Annotated in this window: 17 protein-coding genes; 14 read left to right on the plus strand and 3 right to left on the minus strand. The window is 73.2% G+C overall.

Annotation, left to right across the window (positions count from 1 at the left end; translation table 11 throughout):
* Positions 1-6: 6 nt before the first annotated feature.
* The 3 genes from ACH54P_RS44440 (at position 7) to ACH54P_RS44450 (ending at position 3,100) form a co-directional block, all read left to right on the plus strand.
* The gene (locus ACH54P_RS44440; RefSeq protein WP_489909299.1) at positions 7-735 is read left to right on the plus strand and encodes a methyltransferase domain-containing protein; all 729 of its coding nucleotides are present in this window, start codon (positions 7-9) and stop codon (positions 733-735) included.
* 106 nt (positions 736-841) lie between these two features.
* Complete coding sequence (gene dinB / locus ACH54P_RS44445) at positions 842-2,056, plus strand: DNA polymerase IV (RefSeq protein ID WP_489916994.1); 1,215 nt, start codon at positions 842-844, stop codon at positions 2,054-2,056.
* Between the two features lie 639 nt (positions 2,057-2,695).
* Positions 2,696-3,100 carry an SCO2097 family morphological protein gene (locus tag ACH54P_RS44450; RefSeq protein WP_489909301.1) on the plus strand — a complete coding sequence of 135 codons (405 nt, stop codon included), beginning with the start codon at positions 2,696-2,698 and terminating at the stop codon, positions 3,098-3,100.
* A gap of 348 nt (positions 3,101-3,448) precedes the next feature.
* Here the strand turns inward: ACH54P_RS44450 and ACH54P_RS44455 are convergent, their stop codons facing one another.
* From ACH54P_RS44455 to ACH54P_RS44465, 3 genes are all read right to left on the minus strand, one after another.
* Positions 3,449-5,938 carry a transglutaminase TgpA family protein gene (locus tag ACH54P_RS44455; RefSeq protein ID WP_489909302.1) on the minus strand — a complete coding sequence of 830 codons (2,490 nt, stop codon included), beginning with the start codon at positions 5,936-5,938 and terminating at the stop codon, positions 3,449-3,451.
* A gap of 166 nt (positions 5,939-6,104) precedes the next feature.
* A complete protein-coding gene (locus ACH54P_RS44460) occupies positions 6,105-7,379 on the minus strand; it encodes a DUF58 domain-containing protein (protein WP_489909303.1) in 1,275 nt (424 codons plus the stop codon).
* A 29-nt stretch (positions 7,380-7,408) separates the two neighbouring features.
* Positions 7,409-8,476, minus strand: a complete 1,068-nt coding sequence (locus ACH54P_RS44465; protein ID WP_489909304.1) for an AAA family ATPase — start codon at positions 8,474-8,476, stop codon at positions 7,409-7,411.
* Positions 8,477-8,791: 315 nt separating this feature from the next.
* Here ACH54P_RS44465 and ACH54P_RS44470 point away from each other — a divergent pair, with 315 nt between their 5' ends.
* The 11 genes from ACH54P_RS44470 to mraY all read left to right on the plus strand — a co-directional run bounded on the left by ACH54P_RS44470 (position 8,792) and on the right by mraY (position 20,240).
* A complete protein-coding gene (locus ACH54P_RS44470) occupies positions 8,792-9,142 on the plus strand; it encodes a hypothetical protein (protein ID WP_489909305.1) in 351 nt (116 codons plus the stop codon).
* Positions 9,135-9,719 carry a DUF3558 family protein gene (locus ACH54P_RS44475; protein ID WP_489909306.1) on the plus strand — a complete coding sequence of 195 codons (585 nt, stop codon included), beginning with the start codon at positions 9,135-9,137 and terminating at the stop codon, positions 9,717-9,719. Before ACH54P_RS44470 ends, ACH54P_RS44475 begins: the two co-directional genes overlap by 8 nt.
* A gap of 12 nt (positions 9,720-9,731) precedes the next feature.
* Positions 9,732-10,289 (plus strand): PPE domain-containing protein, encoded by a 558-nt coding sequence (locus ACH54P_RS44480; protein ID WP_489909307.1) that lies wholly within the window; start codon positions 9,732-9,734, stop codon positions 10,287-10,289.
* Positions 10,286-11,011: an ESX secretion-associated protein EspG gene (locus ACH54P_RS44485; RefSeq protein ID WP_489909308.1), complete on the plus strand. Its 726-nt coding sequence runs from the start codon at positions 10,286-10,288 to the stop codon at positions 11,009-11,011. Before ACH54P_RS44480 ends, ACH54P_RS44485 begins: the two co-directional genes overlap by 4 nt.
* Before the next feature lie 615 nt (positions 11,012-11,626).
* A complete protein-coding gene (gene mraZ, locus ACH54P_RS44490) occupies positions 11,627-12,058 on the plus strand; it encodes a division/cell wall cluster transcriptional repressor MraZ (RefSeq protein WP_086670270.1) in 432 nt (143 codons plus the stop codon).
* Positions 12,059-12,271: 213 nt separating this feature from the next.
* On the plus strand, positions 12,272-13,225 hold the full coding sequence (rsmH, locus tag ACH54P_RS44495; RefSeq protein WP_489909309.1) for a 16S rRNA (cytosine(1402)-N(4))-methyltransferase RsmH: 954 nt from the start codon (positions 12,272-12,274) through the stop codon (positions 13,223-13,225).
* On the plus strand, positions 13,222-13,953 hold the full coding sequence (ftsL, locus tag ACH54P_RS44500; RefSeq protein ID WP_489909310.1) for a cell division protein FtsL: 732 nt from the start codon (positions 13,222-13,224) through the stop codon (positions 13,951-13,953). Before rsmH ends, ftsL begins: the two co-directional genes overlap by 4 nt.
* Positions 13,953-15,875 (plus strand): peptidoglycan D,D-transpeptidase FtsI family protein, encoded by a 1,923-nt coding sequence (locus ACH54P_RS44505; protein WP_489909311.1) that lies wholly within the window; start codon positions 13,953-13,955, stop codon positions 15,873-15,875. The genes ftsL and ACH54P_RS44505 overlap by 1 nt, the downstream gene beginning before the upstream one ends.
* A gap of 236 nt (positions 15,876-16,111) precedes the next feature.
* Positions 16,112-17,656: a UDP-N-acetylmuramoyl-L-alanyl-D-glutamate--2,6-diaminopimelate ligase gene (locus tag ACH54P_RS44510; protein ID WP_489916996.1), complete on the plus strand. Its 1,545-nt coding sequence runs from the start codon at positions 16,112-16,114 to the stop codon at positions 17,654-17,656.
* Positions 17,653-19,161 (plus strand): UDP-N-acetylmuramoyl-tripeptide--D-alanyl-D-alanine ligase, encoded by a 1,509-nt coding sequence (locus ACH54P_RS44515; protein ID WP_489909313.1) that lies wholly within the window; start codon positions 17,653-17,655, stop codon positions 19,159-19,161. Before ACH54P_RS44510 ends, ACH54P_RS44515 begins: the two co-directional genes overlap by 4 nt.
* On the plus strand, positions 19,158-20,240 hold the full coding sequence (gene mraY, locus ACH54P_RS44520; protein WP_364564743.1) for a phospho-N-acetylmuramoyl-pentapeptide-transferase: 1,083 nt from the start codon (positions 19,158-19,160) through the stop codon (positions 20,238-20,240). The genes ACH54P_RS44515 and mraY overlap by 4 nt, the downstream gene beginning before the upstream one ends.
* Position 20,241: the final 1 nt, after the last annotated feature.

Genomic DNA, 20,241 nt, shown 5'->3' on the forward strand with positions numbered 1-20,241 from the left:
TGCGGCATGAAGACGGAGACCGTGGCCGCCCGGGGTTCGGGTGCCGTCCGCCGGGTGCTCGAGGCCGAGCTGAAGGCCGCCCGCGCCCGGGGCGCCGAGCACCCCCGCGTCGTCGACGTGGGCGGCGGCAGCGGTGGCTGGGCGGTGCCGTTCGCGGCGGCGGGCTGCCGGGTGACCGTCGTCGAGCCGAGCCCGAACGCACTGGCCACGCTGCAGCGCCGGGCCGAGGAGGAGGGCGTCTCCGACCTCATCACGGTGATCGCGGACGACTCCGACGCGCTCGGCAGGCACGTCGAGGCCGGTTCGGCCGACCTCGTGCTGGCGCACGGGCTGCTGGAGATCGTCGACGACCCGGCCACGGTGCTCACCGCGCTGGCGACGGCGGTCGCGCCGGGCGGCGCCGTGTCGGTGCTGGTCGCGAACCGCCACGCGGCGGTGCTCCACCGCGCGCTCGCTGGCCGGGTCGGCGAGGCCCAGCGGCTGCTCGAGAGCGTGGACGGGGTCGTCCCGGGCGACACGGTCCTGCGCCGCTTCGACCCCGAGGGCCTGCGCGCCCAGCTGGTGGCGGCGGGCCTGGACGTGACGCTCCTGCAGGGCGACCGGGTGATCGCCGACCTGGTCACGGGCGACGTCCGGGAGGACGAGCTGGCGGAGTTCGAGCGCGCGGCGGTGGGGACGCCGGCGTTGCGCGACATCGCGAGCCGGCTGCACGCCGTCGCGCGGCCGCCGGCCTGACCCCTGCCGGCGGGTTTCGGCCGTCGCGTTCGCGGGTGATCCGAAACTGTCGGTGGTGCCGGGTAGCGTCCTCGTCGTGGGGAGAAACGCTGAGCTGCCGGGCGGGATGGGCCGGTTCCGGGTCCGGCCGGGAGAACCGCCGCCGGACGACACCGGGTGCGGGATGCTGCACGTCGACATGGACGCGTTCTTCGTGTCCGTCGAGCTGCGCACCCGGCCCGAACTCGCGGACAAGCCGGTCGTCGTGTCCGGGGGCGGGCCGCGGGCCGTCGTGGCCGCGGCGAACTACCCGGCGCGGAAGTTCGGTGTGCGCTCGGCCATGCCGTTTTCCACGGCGAAGCGGCTGTGCCCGCACCTGATCAACATCCCGCCGACCTCGGGGCTCTACGGCGAGGTCTCCCGCGGCGTCATGGGCATCTTCCGCGAGCTGACGCCCCTGGTCGAACCACTGAGCCTCGACGAGGCCTTCCTGGACGTCAGCGGGGCGTTGCGGCGCCTGGGGGCGACGCCGGCTTCGCTGGGCGCGCAGATCCGCTCGCGGGTCGCGGCCGAGCACGGGATCACCTGCTCCGTGGGGGTGGCGAAGGTCAAGTTCGTCGCGAAGCTGGCGTCGGGCATGGCGAAGCCGGACGGCATGGTCGTCGTCCCCGCGGCGGAGACCCTGGCCTTCCTGCACCCGCTGCCGGTGTCGGCGCTGTGGGGCGTCGGCGCGCGGACCGAGGAGCACCTGCGACGGCTGGGCCTGGACACCATCGCCGACGTCGCCGCGTTCCCGCCGGACCGGCTGAAGAAGTCGCTGGGCACGGCGGCCGGGGAGCACCTGTACCGGCTCGCGCACGGCGTCGACGAGCGGTCGGTGGTGGTCGACTCGCCGGACAAGTCGATCGGCGCCGAGCACACCTTCGACGTCGACCGGCACGACCGGGCCGAGCTGGGCCTAGAGCTGCTGCGGCTGGCCGAGCGCGTCGGGGCGACGCTGCGGGCGCGGGGCGTGCGCGGCCGGACCGTCTCGATCAAGGTGCGGTTCGCCGACTTCCGGACGATCACCCGGGCCCGCACGCTCGTCTCGGCCACCGACGTCGCCCGCCAGATCCACGCCGTCGCCGTGGCGTTGCTCACCGAGCACGCCCCGACGGGGGCGGTCCGCCTGATCGGCGTCCGGGTCGAGGGGCTGGACACGGGGGAGGCGGGGGAGCAGCTGGTGTTCGACTCGCCGGCGCCGCGCTGGCGGGACGCCGAGGTCGCGGCGGACATCGCGAGGTCGAAGTTCGGCTCGGCGGCGATCCGGCCTGCCTCGTTGCTGGCACCGCGGGAGCAGTGAGCCGGATCCGCGGGGGCCGTCGGGTGGCTGGCCGACCAGACACCGCCGCCCGCTCGACCGCGGGCGCTCACCGGGCCTCGGGTAGGGCGGGTGGCCGCGCGGTGCCGCGCCCGGCCAAGGGGCAGACGTGGTCGGCGCTGCGGGGTCCGCGGCTTGGCGGGGCGGTGCTGCGCAGGACTCCGCCGCCTGGCTCATCGGGCCGCCGCCCCGGGGTGGCTGGTCGGCTGCTCCCGCTCACCGGGCCGCCGCCCCGGAGTGGCTGGTCGACCGCGGGCGCTCACCGGGCCGCCGCCGTTCCCCGGCCGCGGCGGTCGCCGAAGGCTGAAGTCCGGCCCTCGCCGCGCGGACCCCGTCACAGCCGTCCGCGGGGGCCGGGCACGGGGCGTGATCTTCGGCTCGGCAGGCGGCCCCGGCGAGGCCGCGAGAGCCGTGAAAAGGTCACGATCGGCGACCGTGACAGTCCGTCAACCTGCTCCGGTCCGGAATTAGCCCAATTCGATCCCTTCTGGATGCGGGATCGGGTAGTCGTGCGGGCGCGGGCCTCGTATCCTGGACAGTGCCACCCCGCCTGGGGTTGGCTGTTGGGTCCAGGACGTTGCGCGGCCCGGCGCCCGCGACAGCTGTGCCGGAGGAGGAAAGATGCCACTCTCCGAGCATGAGCAGCGGCTGCTCGATCAGATCGAGCGCGAGCTCTATGCCGAGGACCCCAAGTTCGCATCCACGGTGCGTGGCACCCGGTTGCGTCGCCCCGCTCGCCGACGGCGTATCCAGGGCATCGCCCTGTTCGTAGTGGGCGTGGCCCTGCTGGTGCTGGGCGTGGTGGTGCCGCAGTTCCGGGTGGCCGACATTCCGCTGATCAGCGTGCTCGGGTTCCTCGTGATGTTCTTCGGGGTCATGTTGGCCGTCACATCGCTTCGGCACGGCGCCGAAGCGGACGGCAAGGGCGGTGGATCGGGCTCCCGCGGCGGCAAGCAGACGGGTCGCCGGAGTTCCTTCACCCAGCGGATGGAGGAGCGCTTCCGCCAGCGTTTCGAAGAGCAGTAGCGCCGCAAGACCACGAGATCCGCGTCCCACCGCCCTGGTGGGACGCGGATCTTCTTGTGTGCTCACCTCACCCGGGCCCCGCGCCGCCGACGACGGTGACAGCGGGTGACCCCCGCCCGGGTGAGCCGGGCCCCAAACCCGGGTCCCGCGGTGATCAGCCGCGTAACTGGCGTGGTCGAAGCCGTAACTCGCGTGATCAGAGACGTGACTCGCGTGATCGAGCGGGCATCACGCGTGATCAGCGGGGCATCACGCGTGTCCTGCGGGGCATCAGCGCGATGCCTCTCCAGACACGGCTGATGCCCGCCTGATCACGCGAGATGCCCTCGGGACACGCGTGATGCCCGCTCAGTCGCGGTTGCGGAAGAGGGACCGGGGGAACAGGCGGCCCTTCCAGGACAGCGGTGCGTTGCGGTGCAGGCTGCGGCGCAGGTGGTCGAACGCCGAGGGCAGCGTCGGGTCGCCTTCGCCGTCTTCGCCGTACCAGGAGCGCTCCACCACGCCGATGACCGTGCGGAGACCTTCGCGGCCTTCGTCGTCCAAGTGGTGCTTCGCCGCCAGCTTCTGCCCGGCCACCCGGACCGTGTCGCTCGGCGGGATCGGCAGCCCGCGGTCGGCGCACTCGGCCCGCAGTTCGGACCACGCCGCGTCCGCCGCGCCCGGCCGTTGCCCGACGATCTCCTGCAGCCGCCGTCGACGGCCGACGTCCCGCGCCGCCGACGGGCCCAGCAGCCCGGCCAGCAGCAGCACGACGATCAGGCTGAACCACCAGGCGACCAGCCAGGTCAGGACGCCCAGCACGGTCACCCACAGCGCGGCCGTGATCAGCGGCAGCCAGTTCTTCAGCACGGCGCCGAGCCCGGACGCCGCCGGTTCGCGTTCGGGCCGGTTCCGGCGACGCCGTCCGGAGACGACCACCAGGGCCGTCGCCAGCACCGCGAGGGCGACGAGCAGCAGCACCAGCGCCCACACCCAGCCCGGCGTGCCGGACTCGGCTTCCTGCGGGCCCTGGGCCTGCGCGTTCTGCTCGGTGTCGCGGGGGGCGCCGGTCGGCGCCGCGCTCGACTGGACCGTGCTCGGCGCCACCTGGGTGTCGTCGGGCTGGTTGCCGTCCTGGGTGCCCGCCTGCAGGTACGACGGGGTGATGCCGCGGCCGTCGGACAGCGGCGTCGGGTCGAACGTCACCCAGCCCCGGTCGCCGAAGTACGCCTCGACCCACGCGTGCGCGTCCTGGGTGCTGATCGACAGGTAGTCGTTGACCTGGACGCCGGGGGTGAAACCGATCGCCACCCGCGACGGGATGCCCGCCACCCGCAGCATCACGGCCATCGCCGAGGCGAACTGCTCGCAGAAGCCGCGCTTGCCGTTGAGGATGAAGTCGGCGAGCGCGTCGGCGTCGTTCGCCGGCGCGGTCTTCGTGTCGTAGACGAACCCGTTCTGCGCCGTGAAGTACCGCCAGATCGCCGAGGCCCGGTCGAAGTCGTTGGCCTCGTTGGCGATCAGCTGCTCGGTCTTCGCGCGGACGCGGTTGTCGACCCGGTCGATCTCCGTGTAGCGCGGCGGCAGGTCGTCGACCCGCGGGGTCACGCGCAGCTCCTGGGCCGTCGGCTCCTTCAGCGACGCGTATTCGACGTAGGACGGCGGAACCTCGCTGCGCGTGGTGAACACCGTGCCGCTGACCTGGTCGTAGAGGTAGCCGTTGGCCGCGCCGTCGATCACCCGCGGGGCGCCGTACACCGGCAGCCAGTTGTCCCGCCAGCTCGTCGGCTCGACGTCGATCCGCCGCGCGGCGCCGCTGCCGTCGTCGCCCGGAGCGGGCGGCAGCTGCGGCCCGACCGGGACGCCCTGCTGGGAACGGCCTTCGTCGTGCAGGCCCCAGCCCTTGTTGGGGTAGTAGGTGTCCAGCGTCATCGCGCGCAGCAGCCGCCGGTCGGTGCCGAGGCCGCGGACCTTGAACAGCTCGCGGTTGGACCCCTGGTCGAGCATGCCGCGCAGCTCTGTGAACGGCTGGATGCCGAAGCCGCCGGAACCCGCGCCGGCGCCGTTGCCGTCGCTGCCGAAGGGGATGCGCCCGACCGTGCCGACCCACGTGATCGCTCCGCCGAACAGGCCGAGCACGATCGCCGCGGCCACCACCGCGACCGGCGCGGACAGCACGCCCGGCTTGCCGCTGCGGCCGGGGGCCTCCCGGGTCCGCCAGCGCTGGTGCCGGTGGTTGCCGTCGACGGCGAGCAGGCCGGCGAACGCGGCGCCGCCGAACAGGAACGTCCACCACGGCAGCATTTCTTCGCTCAACGCGGCGGGCACGGCGTAGACGCAGAGCAGCACGAGCCCGGTCGCGGCGGGCGCCGCGGCGGCCACCGTCAGGGTGTCGACCAGGACGGCGACCAGGCCGATCAGGATCGTCACGAGGCAGAGGATCGGCTGGCTGCCCTCGACCGGCGGCAACCCGACGCGGATCTGCTCGGCGGCGGCCGACAGCGTGCTCCCGATCTCGCCGAACGCGTCCGGGCCGGGGATGATCTGGAGGATCCCGTGCGTGGTGAACGCCCCGGTGACGAGGAAGAGCAGCACGAGCAGCTGGCCGAGGCCGACCAGCACGGTCGGCACCTGCAGCGAGCGCAGCGCCAGGCCGGTCGCGCCGATCAGCAGGACGGCGACGAACAGGTAGCCGAACCAGGCCAGTCCGGCCACGACGCTCGTCACGGAGGTCGCCGCGCAGAGGGTGGCGATCCCGGCGGCGACCGGGGCGAGAACGCTGCTGCGCCAGGCCGAAAGCGGACGTTGCCGGCGCGGAGCGGGCCGGTCGAACTTGCGCGGGGGCGCGGCGGTGCTCATCGCGGGCTCCCGGTAGGGGTGTTGCGGCGGTGCGCGGGCCGGTCGAGCTCGCGCAGGGACGCGGCAGTGCTGCGGCGGAGTGCGGGCCGGTCGAATTCGCGCGGCGACACGGTGGTGTTGCGGCGGAGTGCGGGCCGGTCGAATTCGTGCGTCGGCACAACGGCGTTCATCGCAGACCGCCGATCAGGGTGCCGCGGCCGGCGCCGCTGCGGCAGAGCTCGGCCCACACCTGGGGCATCGGCGAGCCGGGACCGGCGATCACCACGCCCCAGCCGGCCGCGCGCAGCAGCGCCGCCGAGTCCTCCGTGGCGGCCGCCCGCTGCTCGGGCGCGCTCACCCCGGCCGACCACGTGGGCGTGTCGAGCAGGACGGCGAGGCTGCGGATGCCCCGCGGGCGGAACTGGGCCAGCTCGTGGACGGCCTCGGTGCTGACCGTGCCGAGCACGGCGATCAGCTCCTGCCCCTCGGCCGGGTCGCCGGCCAGCGTGATGTCGCGCTGGTGCGCCGGCTGCAGCGCGGCCAGGGCGTCGAGCACGACGTGGTCGTAGTGGTCGCCGCCGTCGCCGGGGGTGTCGGCGAGCGTGAGGCCGTGCTCGGTGACCAGCCGGACGCGGTGCCCGGACCGGCGCAGGTGCAGCGCGGCCGACGCGGCGAAGGACACCGCCCACTCCATGCTGGCGGCCGGGCCGCTGCCGTGGTGGGCGGCGGCGCGGTGGTCGAGCAGCACCGTGGTGCCGCCGCGCCACGGCCGTTCCTCGACGCGCACCATGATCTCGTCACGACGGGCTGTCGAGCGCCAGTGCACCTTCCGCAGGTCGTCGCCCTGGCGGTACTGGCGGACGATCACATCGGCCTCGCCCTGCCCGGCGTGCAGCCGGACCGTGCCGTCGTCGCCGACGCCGATGCCCGCGCCGCTCGGCAGGCCCCACAGCGCGACCACCCGGGGCACGACGACCAGCCGCGAGTGCCCGATCAGCTCGCGCTCGAACTCGCACAGCCCGAACGGGTCGGTGATCGTCGCGCGCAGCGGCCCGACCTGCTGGATCCCGCGCTGCACCGGCTGCAGGGGGTAGCGCAGCGCGACCCGCCGGTCGTGCGGCAGCCGCTCGACGACGAACCGCGGCCGCGAACCCAGTGCGTACGGCACGCCGTCCTCGAGGAGGATCTCGCCGGCCGGGAGCCGCCCGCTGCGCCACAGCTCCAGCTGGACTTCGCCGTTCCCGCCGACCGCCACCCGCTGGGGGTGCAGCGCGCGGGTCGCGCCGATCCGCAGCCGGGTCGCCGAGATGAACGCGGCGACCAGCAGCGGCAGCGCCACCACGAACACGGCGACGCGCAGCAGGTCGCGCTCGTTGAGCACCAACGAGCACACCGCGGCGGCGATCCCCGCGGCCAGGAGGCAGCGGCCGCGGGTGGTCAGGCCGGACAGGGCACGCAGCATGCCGTTCTCTTCCCCTTCGCCGGTGAGAACTAGGGCCGGGAGCCCTGCGGCACCGGTACCCGGTGCAGCACCGCGCGCACGACGTCGGTCGCCGACCGGCGCGCCGCGTGGGCCTCGGTGGTGAGCACCAGGCGGTGCGCCAGCACCGGGACCGCGACCGTGTGCAGGTCGTCCGGCACGACGTAGTCGCGCCCGGACAGCGCCGCCTGCGCCCGCGCCGCGCGGACGAGGTGCAGCGTCGCCCGCGGGGACGCGCCGAGCCGGATCTCCGGCACCTGCCGGGTGGCCGAGACGACGTCGACGGCGTACCGGCGGACCTCCGGCGCCATGTGCACGCCGCGGACCGTCTCGATCAGCCGGTGCACGGTCTGGCCGTCGGACACCGGCTGCAGCTCTTCGAGCGGGTTGTGGCCGGCGTGCTCGTCGACCATGGCCAGCTCGGCCTGCTGGTCGGGGTAGCCGATGGAGACCCGCGCGGTGAACCGGTCGCGCTGCGCTTCGGGCAGGGCGTACGTGCCTTCCATCTCGATCGGGTTCTGGGTGGCGATCACCATGAACGGCTGCTCGAGGCGGTAGGTCGAGGTGTCGACGGTGACCTGGTGCTCTTCCATGCACTCCAGCAGCGCCGACTGCGTCTTCGGCGAAGCGCGGTTGATCTCGTCGCCCACCACGATGTTCGCGAACACCGGGCCGGGGCGGAAGTCGAACTCGCCGGACTGGCGGTTGTAGATCGAGACACCGGTGACGTCGCTCGGCAGCAGGTCCGGGGTGAACTGGATCCGGCTGACCGTGCAGTCGATCGACCGGGCGAGGGCCTTGGCCAGCGACGTCTTGCCGACGCCGGGCACGTCCTCGACCAGGAGGTGGCCTTCGGCGAGCAGCGTGACCAGCGCGATCCGGATGACGTCGGGCTTGCCGACCAGCACCCGCTCCACGTTCGCGGCGATCCGCCGCGCGGTCTCGTGCAGTTCGTCCAGCGACACTCTGCCGGGCCGGGCGTGGGGCCGCCCGTTGACCGAGGCCTCCGCCGGGTAGGGCGGTCGCTCGGATGCCTGCTCGCCCGATCCGGGCGCCGCAGACTGGATTCTCGACGTCACTCGACCTCCTGGTGGCGCGTGGCCGCGCGCACTGTGCGCACCGCCGGGCCGAACGGCCCCCTCGCTGCTGTCCGCGCGCAGCGACCAGCCTTCCATCCAGTGTGTCAAACCCGGGCGAACCAGGGGGCGGAACCCCGCGAAGCCCGGGGGATCACGCCCGGCACTGCGGTTGATGACACTGCGCAAGCAGGGACGATACCCCGATCGGGTGTGTTGTCACCCGTTTCTGGGCGGTCCCGATGACACCCTGCACTGTCGTACGCTTTTGTGGGAGGTCGCCCGACTGTGTCCGCTTTCGGAGAGGCGTAACCGCTTATGAGCGAGGTGCGAACGCAGCCACCGTTCGACGTCCGCGGGTTCGCGGTCGCCCCCGAGCTGGCCACGGACGCCTACGCCAAGCTCGGCGCGCTGCAGGACGCCGTCGGCGAGATGGTCCGCGAAGCCAAGGTGCTCGGCCGGACCGTGCCGCTCGGCGGCGGGTACGCCGGCGAGATCGGCGAGTTCATGGCCGAGTACGGCATCGGCGGGCAGGGCTCGGCCGTGCAGCAGCTGACCGCGTTCGGCAAGGAGCTCGAGACGCTCAAGCAGCAGATCGGCAAGGCGCTGGCGAAGTACCAGCACGCCGACGAGCAGGCGGCGGACGGCGTGGACTGCTCGGGTGGCTGAGCGCGTGGAACGGACGGTCGCGGAGCAGCGCGGGGTGACGCTGCTCCGCCGGTACGCTGTCCCCGCTCTCCTGCTGCTCGCCGGGTGCGGGTCGCAGACCACCCCGCCGGCTTCGGCGGCTCACGCGTCTTCGCAGGCGTCGGCGCCTCCGGTGGCGCCACCCTCGGCCGCGCCCGCGACGCTGGCCGCGCTCGACCCCTGCGCGCTGCTCTCCCCGCAGGACCGGTCGGCCGCCGGGGTGAACGTGCTCGGCAAACCCAAGGACATCGCCGGGGCCCGGGCCTGCGACTGGACCGTGCCCGGCACCTTCGGCGTCACCGTGACCTTCGACGAGAAGCACGGGCTGACCGACCTCGACCTCGTGAAGAAGACGGTCACGAAGACGACCTACGGCACCCGCCCGGCGCTGAAGGTGGCGGACAAGCGGGCCGCGGACGGGACCTGCGCCGTCCTGCTCGGGGTGGGCGACGCGGCCAACGTCCAGATCGACGTCAGCAACACCGGCTTCTCGGACACCCCGCTCGCGTGCCGCCGCGCGGGCACGGTGGCCGGGCTGGTCGAACCGAAGCTGCCCTGAGAGAGGTACGCCGTGTCCGAACCCCCCGTTCCCACCGCGCGGTACGAGTCCTACAGCCACGAGGCGATGGCCGCGGAGGTCGAGCGGGGCAACGACCCGGTCGCCGCGGGCGAGGCGGGCGCGCGCTGGGACGGGCTGGCGAAACGGCTCCACGAGTCCACCGCCGACCTGGCCGCGCTGATCTCCTCCTCGGAGGAGAACTGGCGGGGCGGCGCCGGGGACGCGGCCCGCGCCGCGCTGGGCCGGGCCGCGCGGTGGCTGTCGCACTCCGCGGCGGTGTCGGCGTCGGTCGGCGGCTCGATCGGCGCCCAGGCCGACGTCGCCGCGCGGGCCAGGGCCGACATGCCACCGCCGGTGGAGTACGACCCGGCGGCGATGATCCGGGACGCCGCCGGCGCCGGGAACGTGCTCGTCCTGGCCGGGCTGGCCGACGAGATGGCGGCCCGCCGCGCCGAGGCCGAGGCCGCGCGGCAGAAGGCGATCGACGTCCTCCGGACCCGGGACGCGGCCCTGCGCGGCCATGTGCCGGCCGCGGCTTTCGACGATCCGCCGCGGCTGGGGCAGGCTTGATCCGGGTTTCCGCCTCGGCGTTCGACATCCTCTGGACCGACCTCGGCCACGACCGCCCGCCGGAGCCGCTGAGCGTCCGCAGCGTCGGCGGGACCGACGAGGAACGCGCCGAGGTGCGGAAGGCGGTGTACGAGAACCTCGCCGAGCGGGGCCTCTACGACGGGTCCCGGCTGGAGCCGGCGCTGTCCTCGCGGTTGAACCTGCTCGCGGCGGCGGACGTGTTCGTCGCGTGCGAAGCGCTGGCGGACATGACGGCGTCGACGCCGTTCCGCGGGGTGACGGCGGTCCGCGGCCGCCACGGCGTCCTGGCGACCCAGCCGGAGCAGACGATCGGCCTGGACTCGATCCGCGAGGGCGAGCTCTGCACGGCTCTGGTCGACGTGCTGCCCGAGCTGACGGCGGGCCCCGGCTACGGCGTCAGCCTCCCGGCGTCGAGCCTGTCCGGCGAGGCCTCCTCGGCGGCTTCGGCGGCCCAGCTGCAGGAGGTGCGGGCGATCCAGGCCCGGCCGGTGTACGCGGCGGGGCAGTTCAGCGTCAGCCGCCGGTCGCCGTCGGGCCGGGTGGCGCGGCTCGGCGGGCTGACGTGGTTCGACACGGACGTGGGCGCGTACTGCGCGACGAAGACCCCGGGCCGGGGCGGCGCGGACTGGGTGACGGTGACCCCGGTCGACAGCACCCGCCTGGCATCCCGCCTCGCCGCCCTCCTCACCCCGCCGGACTGAAGTTCGCTCGTGATCAGCCGGGCATCACCCGTGACTGGAGAGGCATCACGCGTGATTGAAGAGGCATCACGCGTGACTGGAGAGGCATCACGCGTGGTGGGGAGGGCATCGGCGTGATGCCTGCTGGATCCGCGTGATACCTGCCGGATCACGGGTGATGCCCGCTCAGTCACGGGTGATGCCCCGCTGATCACGCGTAGGTCCCCACCGGGTCCCAGCCCCGGGCCCACTTGGAGCCATCGGTGTCCCCACCGGGCCCCACCGCGGTTCCCCACCTTGCTCCACCCGCGTCCCCACCGGGCCCCACCGGAGGCCCCACGGGGCCGGATTTGGGGGTGGAGGGTTCTTTCGCGGCCGTTATGCGGACGCATGGGGAACAGCTGAGGTTGCTCCGGCCCCCGGTGCGGGGGATCTTGGCCACCGTCCCCCACCGCGGCCCCCACCGGCCCCCACCTTGCTGACCTGCGCAAACGGAACACACGACGGAGTGGTCTGCCCGTTTGTCGCGTTGACTGTGGTGAAAAGTGGGGTACGGTGGTGGCCAGTGGGGCGGAAGGGAAGCCCCGTGGCCGTCCGAGGTGGTTCGCCGCCGGGGGCGGTAGGGAGGTGGAGGCCGTGTTCCTCGGCACCCACACCCCGAAACTGGACGACAAGGGGCGGCTCGCGCTGCCCGCGAAGTTCCGCGACGCCTTGGCCGGCGGGCTGATGCTCACCAAGGGGCAGGACCACTGCCTCTTCGTCTTCCCCCGCGCCGAGTTCGAGCAGATGGCGCGCAAGGTCGCCGAGGCCCCGTTCACGAACGAGGCGGTTCGGGCCTACCAGCGCTACCTGTTCGCCGGGACGGACGAACAACGCCCGGACGGGCAGGGGCGCATCAGCATCGCGCCCGAGCTCCGCCGCTACGCGGGGCTCAGCAAGGAGTGCGTGGTGATCGGGGCGATCACCAGGCTGGAGATCTGGGACGCCCAAGCGTGGCAGGGCTACCTGGAGGAGCACGAAGACAGCTACGCGAAGGCTCGAGAGGAAGTACTGCCGGGCGTCTTCTAGGCGGGCGGTCGCGGTGCACCTTCGTCGTCGGGGGACGACAGGTTCGCCGTCCGCGCGACAAGGGGAAGCCCACCCGGATGCCGTGAGGCCTCTGTCCGCTCAATGGCCCTGGTGCACCTTCCCCGGTACCAGGTCAGCAGCGGGCGGACAGGGACCTGACGGCATCCGCCGTCTTTCCCCCGGGCCGCCCAGGCGAGAAAGGGGGAGGGAACGATGACGGCACCCGAGCACGTGCCGGTGCTGCTCGACCGGATCGTCGAGCTGTTCACTCCCGTGTTCGCCGACCGCGACGCGATCCTCGTGGACGCGACGGTCGGCCTCGGCGGGCATTCCGATGCCCTCCTCGAAGCCTTCCCGCGGCTGCGCCTCGTCGCGCTGGACCGCGACCCGGCGGCGCTGGAGAAGTCGGCGGAACGCCTGGCCCGCCACGGCGCCCGCGTCGACTTCGTGCACACGGTCTACGACGGGCTCCCCGAGGCGCTGGCCGGGCTGGGGCTCACCAAGGCCGACGGGATCCTCTTCGACCTCGGCGTCTCGTCGATGCAGCTGGACCGGGCCGAGCGCGGGTTCGCCTACTCCAAGGACTCGCCCCTGGACATGCGGATGGACCCGACCACCGGGTTCACCGCCGCCGACGTGCTCAACACCTACGCGCCGGGCGAGCTGATCCGGATCCTGCGGGACTACGGCGAGGAACGGTTCGCGCAGCGGATCGTCAAGGCCGTCGTGGCCGCGCGCGAGCAGGAGCCGTTCACCAACAGCGGGCGCCTGGTCGAGCTGCTCTACGACGCCGTCCCGGCCGCCACCCGCCGCACCGGCGGGCACCCGGCCAAGCGCACCTTCCAGGCGCTGCGGATCGAGGTCAACGGCGAGCTGGAGGTGCTCCGCCGGGCCGTGCCCGCCGCGCTGGGCGCGCTTCCCGTGGGTGGACGCATCGTCGTCGAGTCGTACCAGTCCCTCGAAGACCGGTTGGTCAAGCAGGCCTTGGCCGCGCTCGTGAAGTCCCGCACCCCGGAGGGCCTTCCGGTGGAGCTGCCGGGACACGGGCCGGAGTTCAAGCTCCTGACCCGCGGCGCCGAAAAGGCCGGCGAAGAGGAGATCGAACGTAACCCGCGCGCCGCTTCGGTGCGGTTGCGGGCCGCAGAGAGGATCGGAGAGCCGCGATGACCGCTCCCACGAAGTCCCGCCGCCGGAACGCGCCGGCGACGCGGGGACGCAGCGACGCCGCCCGCACCTCGACCACCGTCGAGCCGGACCCGCAGACCCTCGAGCCGGGCAAGGCCGCGCCGCGCCGCGCGTCGCGGGGCCGCACCTCGGCGGCCGAGCGCGCCTACGCGCGCCGCGCCCAGCGCGCCGACCTGCTGAAGGACCGCGAGCCGCGGCCCGAGCCGAAGCGGACCGAGCCGGGCGAGCGCACCTTCAAGCTCAAGCTGCGGCTGCCGAAGTCGCGGGCGTCGTTCGTGCTGATGATGATGGCGCTGCTGGCCGTCGGCGTGGCGACCACGCTGTGGCTGACCACGCAGGCGATCGCCGACTCCTACCGGCTCGAGCAGCTGCGCACCACCAACGCGAACCTGGCCGAGACGAAGGAACAGCTGCAGCGCGACGTCGCGAAGGCCGAGTCGCCCGCCTCGCTGGCCCCCGCGGCCCAGCAGCAGGGCATGGTGCCCGGCGGCGACCCGGCGCGCATCGTCGTCGGCCCGGACGGGAAGACCTCGCTCGTCGGCGAGCCCAAGAAGGCCAAGGCGGACACCCCGGCGGTGCCGGTCGCGCCGCCGGCCGCGCCCGCCGCCGGCACCCAGTCGCAGCAGGGCGCGCCGATCGAGGGTGACCAGCCCGCCGTGCCCGCCGAAGAGCAGCCCGCACCGCCGGCGCAGCCCGGGGGCGGCCAGTGATGGCGTCCGGCCGGGGACAGGTCCGCGCCCGCGGCGCGGGCAGCGCGCGGCGGACCTACGCCGCCGGGACCCGCAGCGCGGCCGCGCGCCGGGGCAACGGCGGGCACCGCACCCGGTTCTCCGCCGTGCGCCTGCTGCTGGTGGCCCTGCTGCTCGTCGCGGGCGCGAAACTGGTGCAGGTGCAGTGGTTCGAGGCCGGGGCGCTGTCCGCGGCGGCCGAGCGGCAGCGCACCCAGACCATCGACATCCCCGCCCAGCGCGGGTCCATTGTGGACCGCAACGGCGCCAAGCTGGCGTTCAGCGTCGAGGTGCGCACGCTCTCGGTGAACCTGAAGACGTTGCACAAGAACATGGACGACTACGCCGCGAAGAACCCGGGCACGCCGAAGACGTTCGACAGCGAGACCGCCGCGGCCGCGAAGTACATCGCCGGCAAGGTGCCGGACAAGATCAGCGAGCAGCAGCTGCTGGACCTGTTCCACAAGCAGGCGTCCTTCACCTACCTGGTGAACAACGTCGAGCCGTCGATCGCCGCCGACATCGTCAAGCACTTCGCGTGGATCGGCGTCGAGAAGCGCGCGCTGCGCGAGTACCCGGGCGGCAGCCTGGCGGCGAACATCGTCGGCGCCGCGAACTGGCGCTCCGACGACCCGGACGTGTCCAAGCACAACCTGCACGGCCTCGTCGGGCTCGAACTCGTCCGCGACAACGACCTGGCGGGTACGCCGGGCCGGATGATGGTCAACACCAAGAACGGCAGCGACAACGTCGTCATCCCGGGCACCGAGCACGACCTGCAGGCCGCCGTCCCCGGCTCGGACCTCGAGCTGACCCTCGACTCCGACCTGCAGTACGAGGTGCAGCGCCAGCTCACCGACTACGTCCAGCAGTCGCACGCCAAGGGCGGGCAGGCCGTCGTCATGGACGCCAAGACCGGCGAGGTCTACGCCCTGGCCAACGACAAGACGTTCGACCCCAACGACCAGAGCACCTGGACCACCGACAACCTGGCCAACCCCGCGGTCACCACGCCGTTCGAACCCGGGTCGGTCAACAAGGTCGTCACCGCCACCGGGGCGATCGACGAAGGCATCGCGACGCCGGAGTCGACGATCCAGGTGCCCGGCGCGCTGCAGGTGGCCGACAAGACCGTGCACGACGCCTGGACCCACGGCACGCAGACGTTCACCACGGCCGGCATCTTCGCCAAGTCGTCCAACATCGGCACGCTGCTGCTGGCGCAGAAGATCGGCGAGGAGCGCTACTCCGAGCTGCTCAAGAGGTTCGGCCTAGGCCAGCGCACCGGCGTCGGCCTCCCGGGCGAGAGCGCCGGCGTCGTGCCCGCGCGCAGCCAGTGGTCGGCGACCACCTTCGGCAACCTGCCGATCGGGCAGGGCCTGTCGATGACCGTGCTGCAGATGGCCGGGATGTACCAGGCCATCGCCAACGACGGCCTGCGCGTCGAACCCCGCATCGTCAAGGCCAAGGTCAACCCGGACGGGACGACCGTGCCGGAGCCCGCGCCCAAGACGGTCCAGGTGGTCAGCCCGCAGACGGCCAAGACGGTGCGCGACATGATGCGCGCGGTCGCCCAGAACGGCAAGGGCCTGCAGAAGGGCACCGCCCCGTCGGCGGCGGTCGAGGGCTACCAGATCTCCGGGAAAACCGGCACCGGCCAGCAGGTCGACCCGCGGACCAAGGCCTACAGCGACCACCTCTACAACATCACCTTCGCCGGCATCCTGCCCGCGGACCACCCGCGGTTCGTGGTCGGGATCCGGCTGGACGCGCCGGACACGACGCTCCCGGTGGGCCACTCCGCGGCGCCGCTGTTCCACAGCATCGCGTCGTACCTGACGCAGCGGTACCAGATCCCGCTGTCGGACGGCCCGTCGCCGGAGGTTCCGCTCATCGTCCAGTAGGCACTGAGCGTCAAAGCCCCCTCACGCACGTGAGGGGGCTTTCTCGCGTCCAACGTCCACATCGGTCCGCAGCGCCGGAGAAGTCCTTGCGGCGCAACGAGGTGCGGAACCGCGTCTAGCACATGTGCCGAGCCCGCACGCAATCGCCGTACCGCGTGCGGGCCCCCGAACCGGCCGCCGGTAGCCTCTTGGCCGTGTCCGTGTCCTCGTCCAGTTCCCAGGTGCCGGAAAGCCCGGTGAAAGCGGTCCCCGCGCCGCCGCGCCCGGCGCGCATCGACCCGGTCCCGCTGGCGACCCTCCTCGCCAGGGCGGACGCCCGCCTCATCGCCGACCGCCCCGACGCGGCCGAGCTGACCGTCACCGGCACCACCCTGCGCGCCCAGCACGTGCTGCCCGGCGACCTCTTCGCCGCGCTGCCCGGCGCCCGCGCCCACGGCGCCGACTTCAGCGACCAGGCCGTCGCCGCCGGTGCCGTCGCGGTCCTCACCGACGCCGAAGGCGCCGAGCGGCCCGCCCTGCGCGAGGCCGGCGTCCCGGTCCTCGTGCACCCCGACCCGCGCGCCGCCCTCGGCGAGATCGCCGCCTGGATCTACGGCGAGCCCTCGCTGAACCTGGCCGTCCTCGGCGTCACCGGCACCTCCGGCAAGACCACGACGTCCTACCTGGTCGACGCCGGCCTCCAGGCCGCCGGCCTGACCACCGGCCTGATCGGGACGGTCGAGACCCGGATCGCCGGCGAACGCCTGGTCAGCGGGTTCACCACGCCGGAGGCGCCGGACCTGCAGGCGCTGCTCGCGGTGATGCTCGAGCGCGGCGTCACGCACGTGCCGATGGAGGTCTCCAGCCACGCGCTCGCGCTGGGCCGCGTCAACGGCACCCGGTTCGCGGTCGGCGCGTTCACCAACCTCTCCCAGGACCACCTGGACTTCCACAAGGACATGCAGGAGTACTTCGCCGCGAAGTCGCTGCTGTTCGACGGCCGCTCGACCACCGAGGTCGTCGTGGTCGACAGCGCGTGGGGCCAGGCGCTGCTCACGCCGCGGACGATCACCGTGACCACCGATCCGGGCACCGAGGCCGCGTGGAAGGCCACCGACCTCGAGGCCACCCCGAACGGCGAGCAGACGTTCACCCTGCACGGCCCGGACGGCCTCAGCGCCCCGGCCCGGATCCCGCTGCCCGGCGAGTTCAACGTCGCCAACGCGGTGCTCGCCGCGGCGATCCTGAGCACCGCCGGGGTGAGCCTGGAGCACATCGTCACCGGGCTCGCCGAGGTGCAGGTCCCGGGCCGGATGGAGCGGGTCTACGTCGGCCAGGAGTTCACCGCCGTCGTCGACTACGCCCACAAGCCGGCCGCGGTCGCCCAGGGCCTGGACGCGCTGCGGGCCCGCGCCGAGGGCCGGATCATCACCGTCCTCGGCTGCGGCGGCGACCGGGACACCGCCAAGCGCCCGATGATGGGCGAGGCGGCGGCCCGCCGCAGCGAGGTCCTGATCGTCACCGACGACAACCCGCGCTCCGAGGACCCGGCGGCGATCCGCGCCGCGATGCTCGCCGGCGCCCGCGCGGTCGGGCCCGCCGAGGGCGGCGAGGTCGTCGAGATCGCCGACCGCCGCGAGGCCATCGCGCACGCCGTCTCGCTCGCCGGGCCGGGCGACATCGTCTTCCTCGCCGGCAAGGGGCACGAGTCCGGCCAGGAGGCCGGCGGCGTCGTGCACCCGTTCTCCGACCGCGACGAGCTGGCCGCGGCCATCCGCAACAAACTCGAGGTGAGTGTGTGATCGTGCTCAGCCTGGCCGAGATCGCCGACGTCGTCGGCGGCCGGCTGCACCGCGCCGACCCGGGCGCGCAGGTGACCGGCGGCGTGGAGTTCGACACCCGGAAGCTCGTCCCCGGCGGCCTGTTCGTCGCCCTGCCGGGGGAGAAGGTCGACGGCCACGACTTCGCCGCGCAGGCCGTCGAGGCCGGTGCCGTCGCCGTGCTGGCCGCCCGCGAGGTCGACGCGCCCGCGATCGTCGTCCCGCCACTGGCCGCGGGCGAGGCCCACGAGCGCTCGGTCGCGCTGACCGGCGACAAGGACGGCTCCGGCGCCGCGGTGCTGGGCGCGCTCGCCAAGCTCGCCCGGTACGTCGTGCAGCGCCTGGCCGAGGGCAATCTGACGGTCGTGGGCGTCACCGGCTCGTCCGGCAAGACCTCGACCAAGGACCTGATCGCGCAGCTGCTCGAGCCGCTGGGCCCGACGGTCGCGCCGCCCGGCTCGTTCAACAACGAGCTGGGCCACCCCTGGACGGCGTTGCGCGCCGACGCGGAGACCCGGCACCTGGTGCTGGAGCTGTCCGCGCGCGGGCCCGGGCACATCGCCCACCTCGCCGAGATCGCCCCGCCGCGGATCGGCGCGGTGCTCAACGTCGGCAGCGCCCACGTCGGCGAGTTCGGCTCGCGCGAAGGCATCGCGAAGACCAAGGGCGAGCTGGTCGAGGCCCTGCCCGAGGACGGCGTCGCGGTGCTCAACCTCGACAACCCGCTGGTCGCGGCCATGGCGAGCCGCACGAAGGCCCGCGTGGTGTTCTTCGGCGAAAGCGCGTCCGCGCAGGTCCGGGCGACCGGCACCACGCTCGACAACCAGGCCCGCGCGTCCTTCCGGCTGGTCACCCCGGCCGGGGAGGCGGACGTGCGGCTGCCGCTGCACGGCGAGCACCACGTGAGCAACGCGCTCGCCGCCGCCGCGATCGCCCTGGAGCTGGGCTCGTCGCCGGACGAGATCGCCACGCGGCTGTCGGCCGTGGAGCGGCGCTCCGCGCGCCGCATGGAGGTCGTCACCCGCCCCGACGGCGTGACCATCCTCAACGACTCCTTCAACGCCAACCCCGAGTCGATGCGGGCCGGCCTGAAGGCACTGGCCGCGATGACCCGCGAGAGCGGCCGCCGGTCCTGGGCCGTGCTCGGCGTGATGGGCGAGCTCGGCGCGGACGCGGTCAACGCGCACGACGAGATCGGCCGGCTCGTCGTGCGGCTCAACATCGCCAAGCTCGTCGTGATCGGTCCCGAGGCGGCGGCCATGCACCAGGGCGCGTTCCAGGAGGGTTCCTGGGGCGAGGAATCCACCTTGGTACCCGACGTCGAGGCCGCCGTCGCCCTGCTGCATGATCAGCTCCGTCCCGGGGACGTCGTGCTGGTCAAGGCGTCCAAGGCCGCCGGTCTCTGGCGCGTCGCCGAAGCCCTGCTCGAACCCCGGGAAACCTCCCCAGACAACTCCACGGAACGCTCGAACGGTGGTGACGCGTGATCAGCATCCTGATCGCGGCCGCGGCGGGCCTGCTGATCTCCATCCTGCTCACGCCCTACCTGATCCGGGTCTTCTCCCGGCAGGGCTTCGGCCAGGAGATCCGCGAGGAAGGCCCCCAGGGACACAAGTCCAAGCGCGGTACCCCGACCATGGGCGGTGTCGCGATCATCATCGCGATGGTCGTCGGGTACTTCGCCGCGCACCTGATCAACTGGATGTTCAACTCCCGCAGCGGCGCTCCGACGGCCTCCGGGCTGCTCGTGCTGATGCTCGCGGTGGGCCTCGGGATCGTCGGGTTCCTCGACGACTTCATCAAGATCCGCAAGCAGCGCAACCTCGGGCTGAACAAGACCGCGAAGCTGGTCGGGCAGCTGGTGGTCACCATCGCGTTCGCGGTGCTGGCGCTGAACTTCCCGAACGAGCACGGCATCACGCCGGCGTCGGAGAGCCTCTCCTACGTCCGTGACCTCGCGCTGATCACCTTCCCGTCGGTGATCTTCGTGATCTTCTGCTACGTCGTGATCTCCGGCTGGTCGAACGCGGTCAACTTCACCGACGGCCTCGACGGCCTGGCCGGCGGCGCGGCGGCGATGGTGCTCGCGACCTACGTCGTCATCTCGTTCTGGCAGGAGCGGCTGTCCTGCGCCAACGGCCCGGCCGCCGCCTGCTACGACGTCCGCGACCCGCTGGACCTGGCCGTGGTGGCCGCCGCGGCGGCCGGCGCCTGCGTCGGGTTCCTCTGGTGGAACGCGGCCCCGGCGAAGATCTTCATGGGCGACACCGGTTCGCTGGCCCTCGGCGGCCTGGTCGCCGGGCTGTCCATGACCACCCGCACCGAGCTGCTCGCCATCGTCATCGGCGGCCTGTTCATGGTCGAGATGATCTCGGTGGTGGCCCAGATCGCGGTGTTCCGGACCACCCGGCGGCGGCTGTTCCGGATGGCGCCGTTCCACCACCACTTCGAGCTCGCGGGCTGGGCCGAAACCACGGTGATCATCCGGTTCTGGCTGCTCTCGGCGATCTGCTGCATGTTCGGGCTCGGCCTGTTCTACAGCGAGCAGCTGGGTCTCGGGGGCTGAC

The organism is Amycolatopsis sp. N2S4-7, assembly GCF_058119595.1.

What these genes read in the sequence shown, in the direction of transcription:
- ACH54P_RS44440 (WP_489909299.1), top strand. Translation starts at nt 7, where the DNA reads ATGAAGACGGAGACCGTGGCCGCCCGGGGTTCGGGTGCCGTCCGCCGG.
- dinB (WP_489916994.1), top strand. Translation starts at nt 842, where the DNA reads ATGGGCCGGTTCCGGGTCCGGCCGGGAGAACCGCCGCCGGACGACACC.
- ACH54P_RS44450 (WP_489909301.1), top strand. Translation starts at nt 2,696, where the DNA reads ATGCCACTCTCCGAGCATGAGCAGCGGCTGCTCGATCAGATCGAGCGC.
- ACH54P_RS44455 (WP_489909302.1), bottom strand. Translation starts at nt 5,938, where the DNA reads ATGAGCACCGCCGCGCCCCCGCGCAAGTTCGACCGGCCCGCTCCGCGC.
- ACH54P_RS44460 (WP_489909303.1), bottom strand. Translation starts at nt 7,379, where the DNA reads ATGCTGCGTGCCCTGTCCGGCCTGACCACCCGCGGCCGCTGCCTCCTG.
- ACH54P_RS44470 (WP_489909305.1), top strand. Translation starts at nt 8,792, where the DNA reads ATGAGCGAGGTGCGAACGCAGCCACCGTTCGACGTCCGCGGGTTCGCG.
- rsmH (WP_489909309.1), top strand. Translation starts at nt 12,272, where the DNA reads ATGACGGCACCCGAGCACGTGCCGGTGCTGCTCGACCGGATCGTCGAG.
- ftsL (WP_489909310.1), top strand. Translation starts at nt 13,222, where the DNA reads ATGACCGCTCCCACGAAGTCCCGCCGCCGGAACGCGCCGGCGACGCGG.
- ACH54P_RS44505 (WP_489909311.1), top strand. Translation starts at nt 13,953, where the DNA reads ATGGCGTCCGGCCGGGGACAGGTCCGCGCCCGCGGCGCGGGCAGCGCG.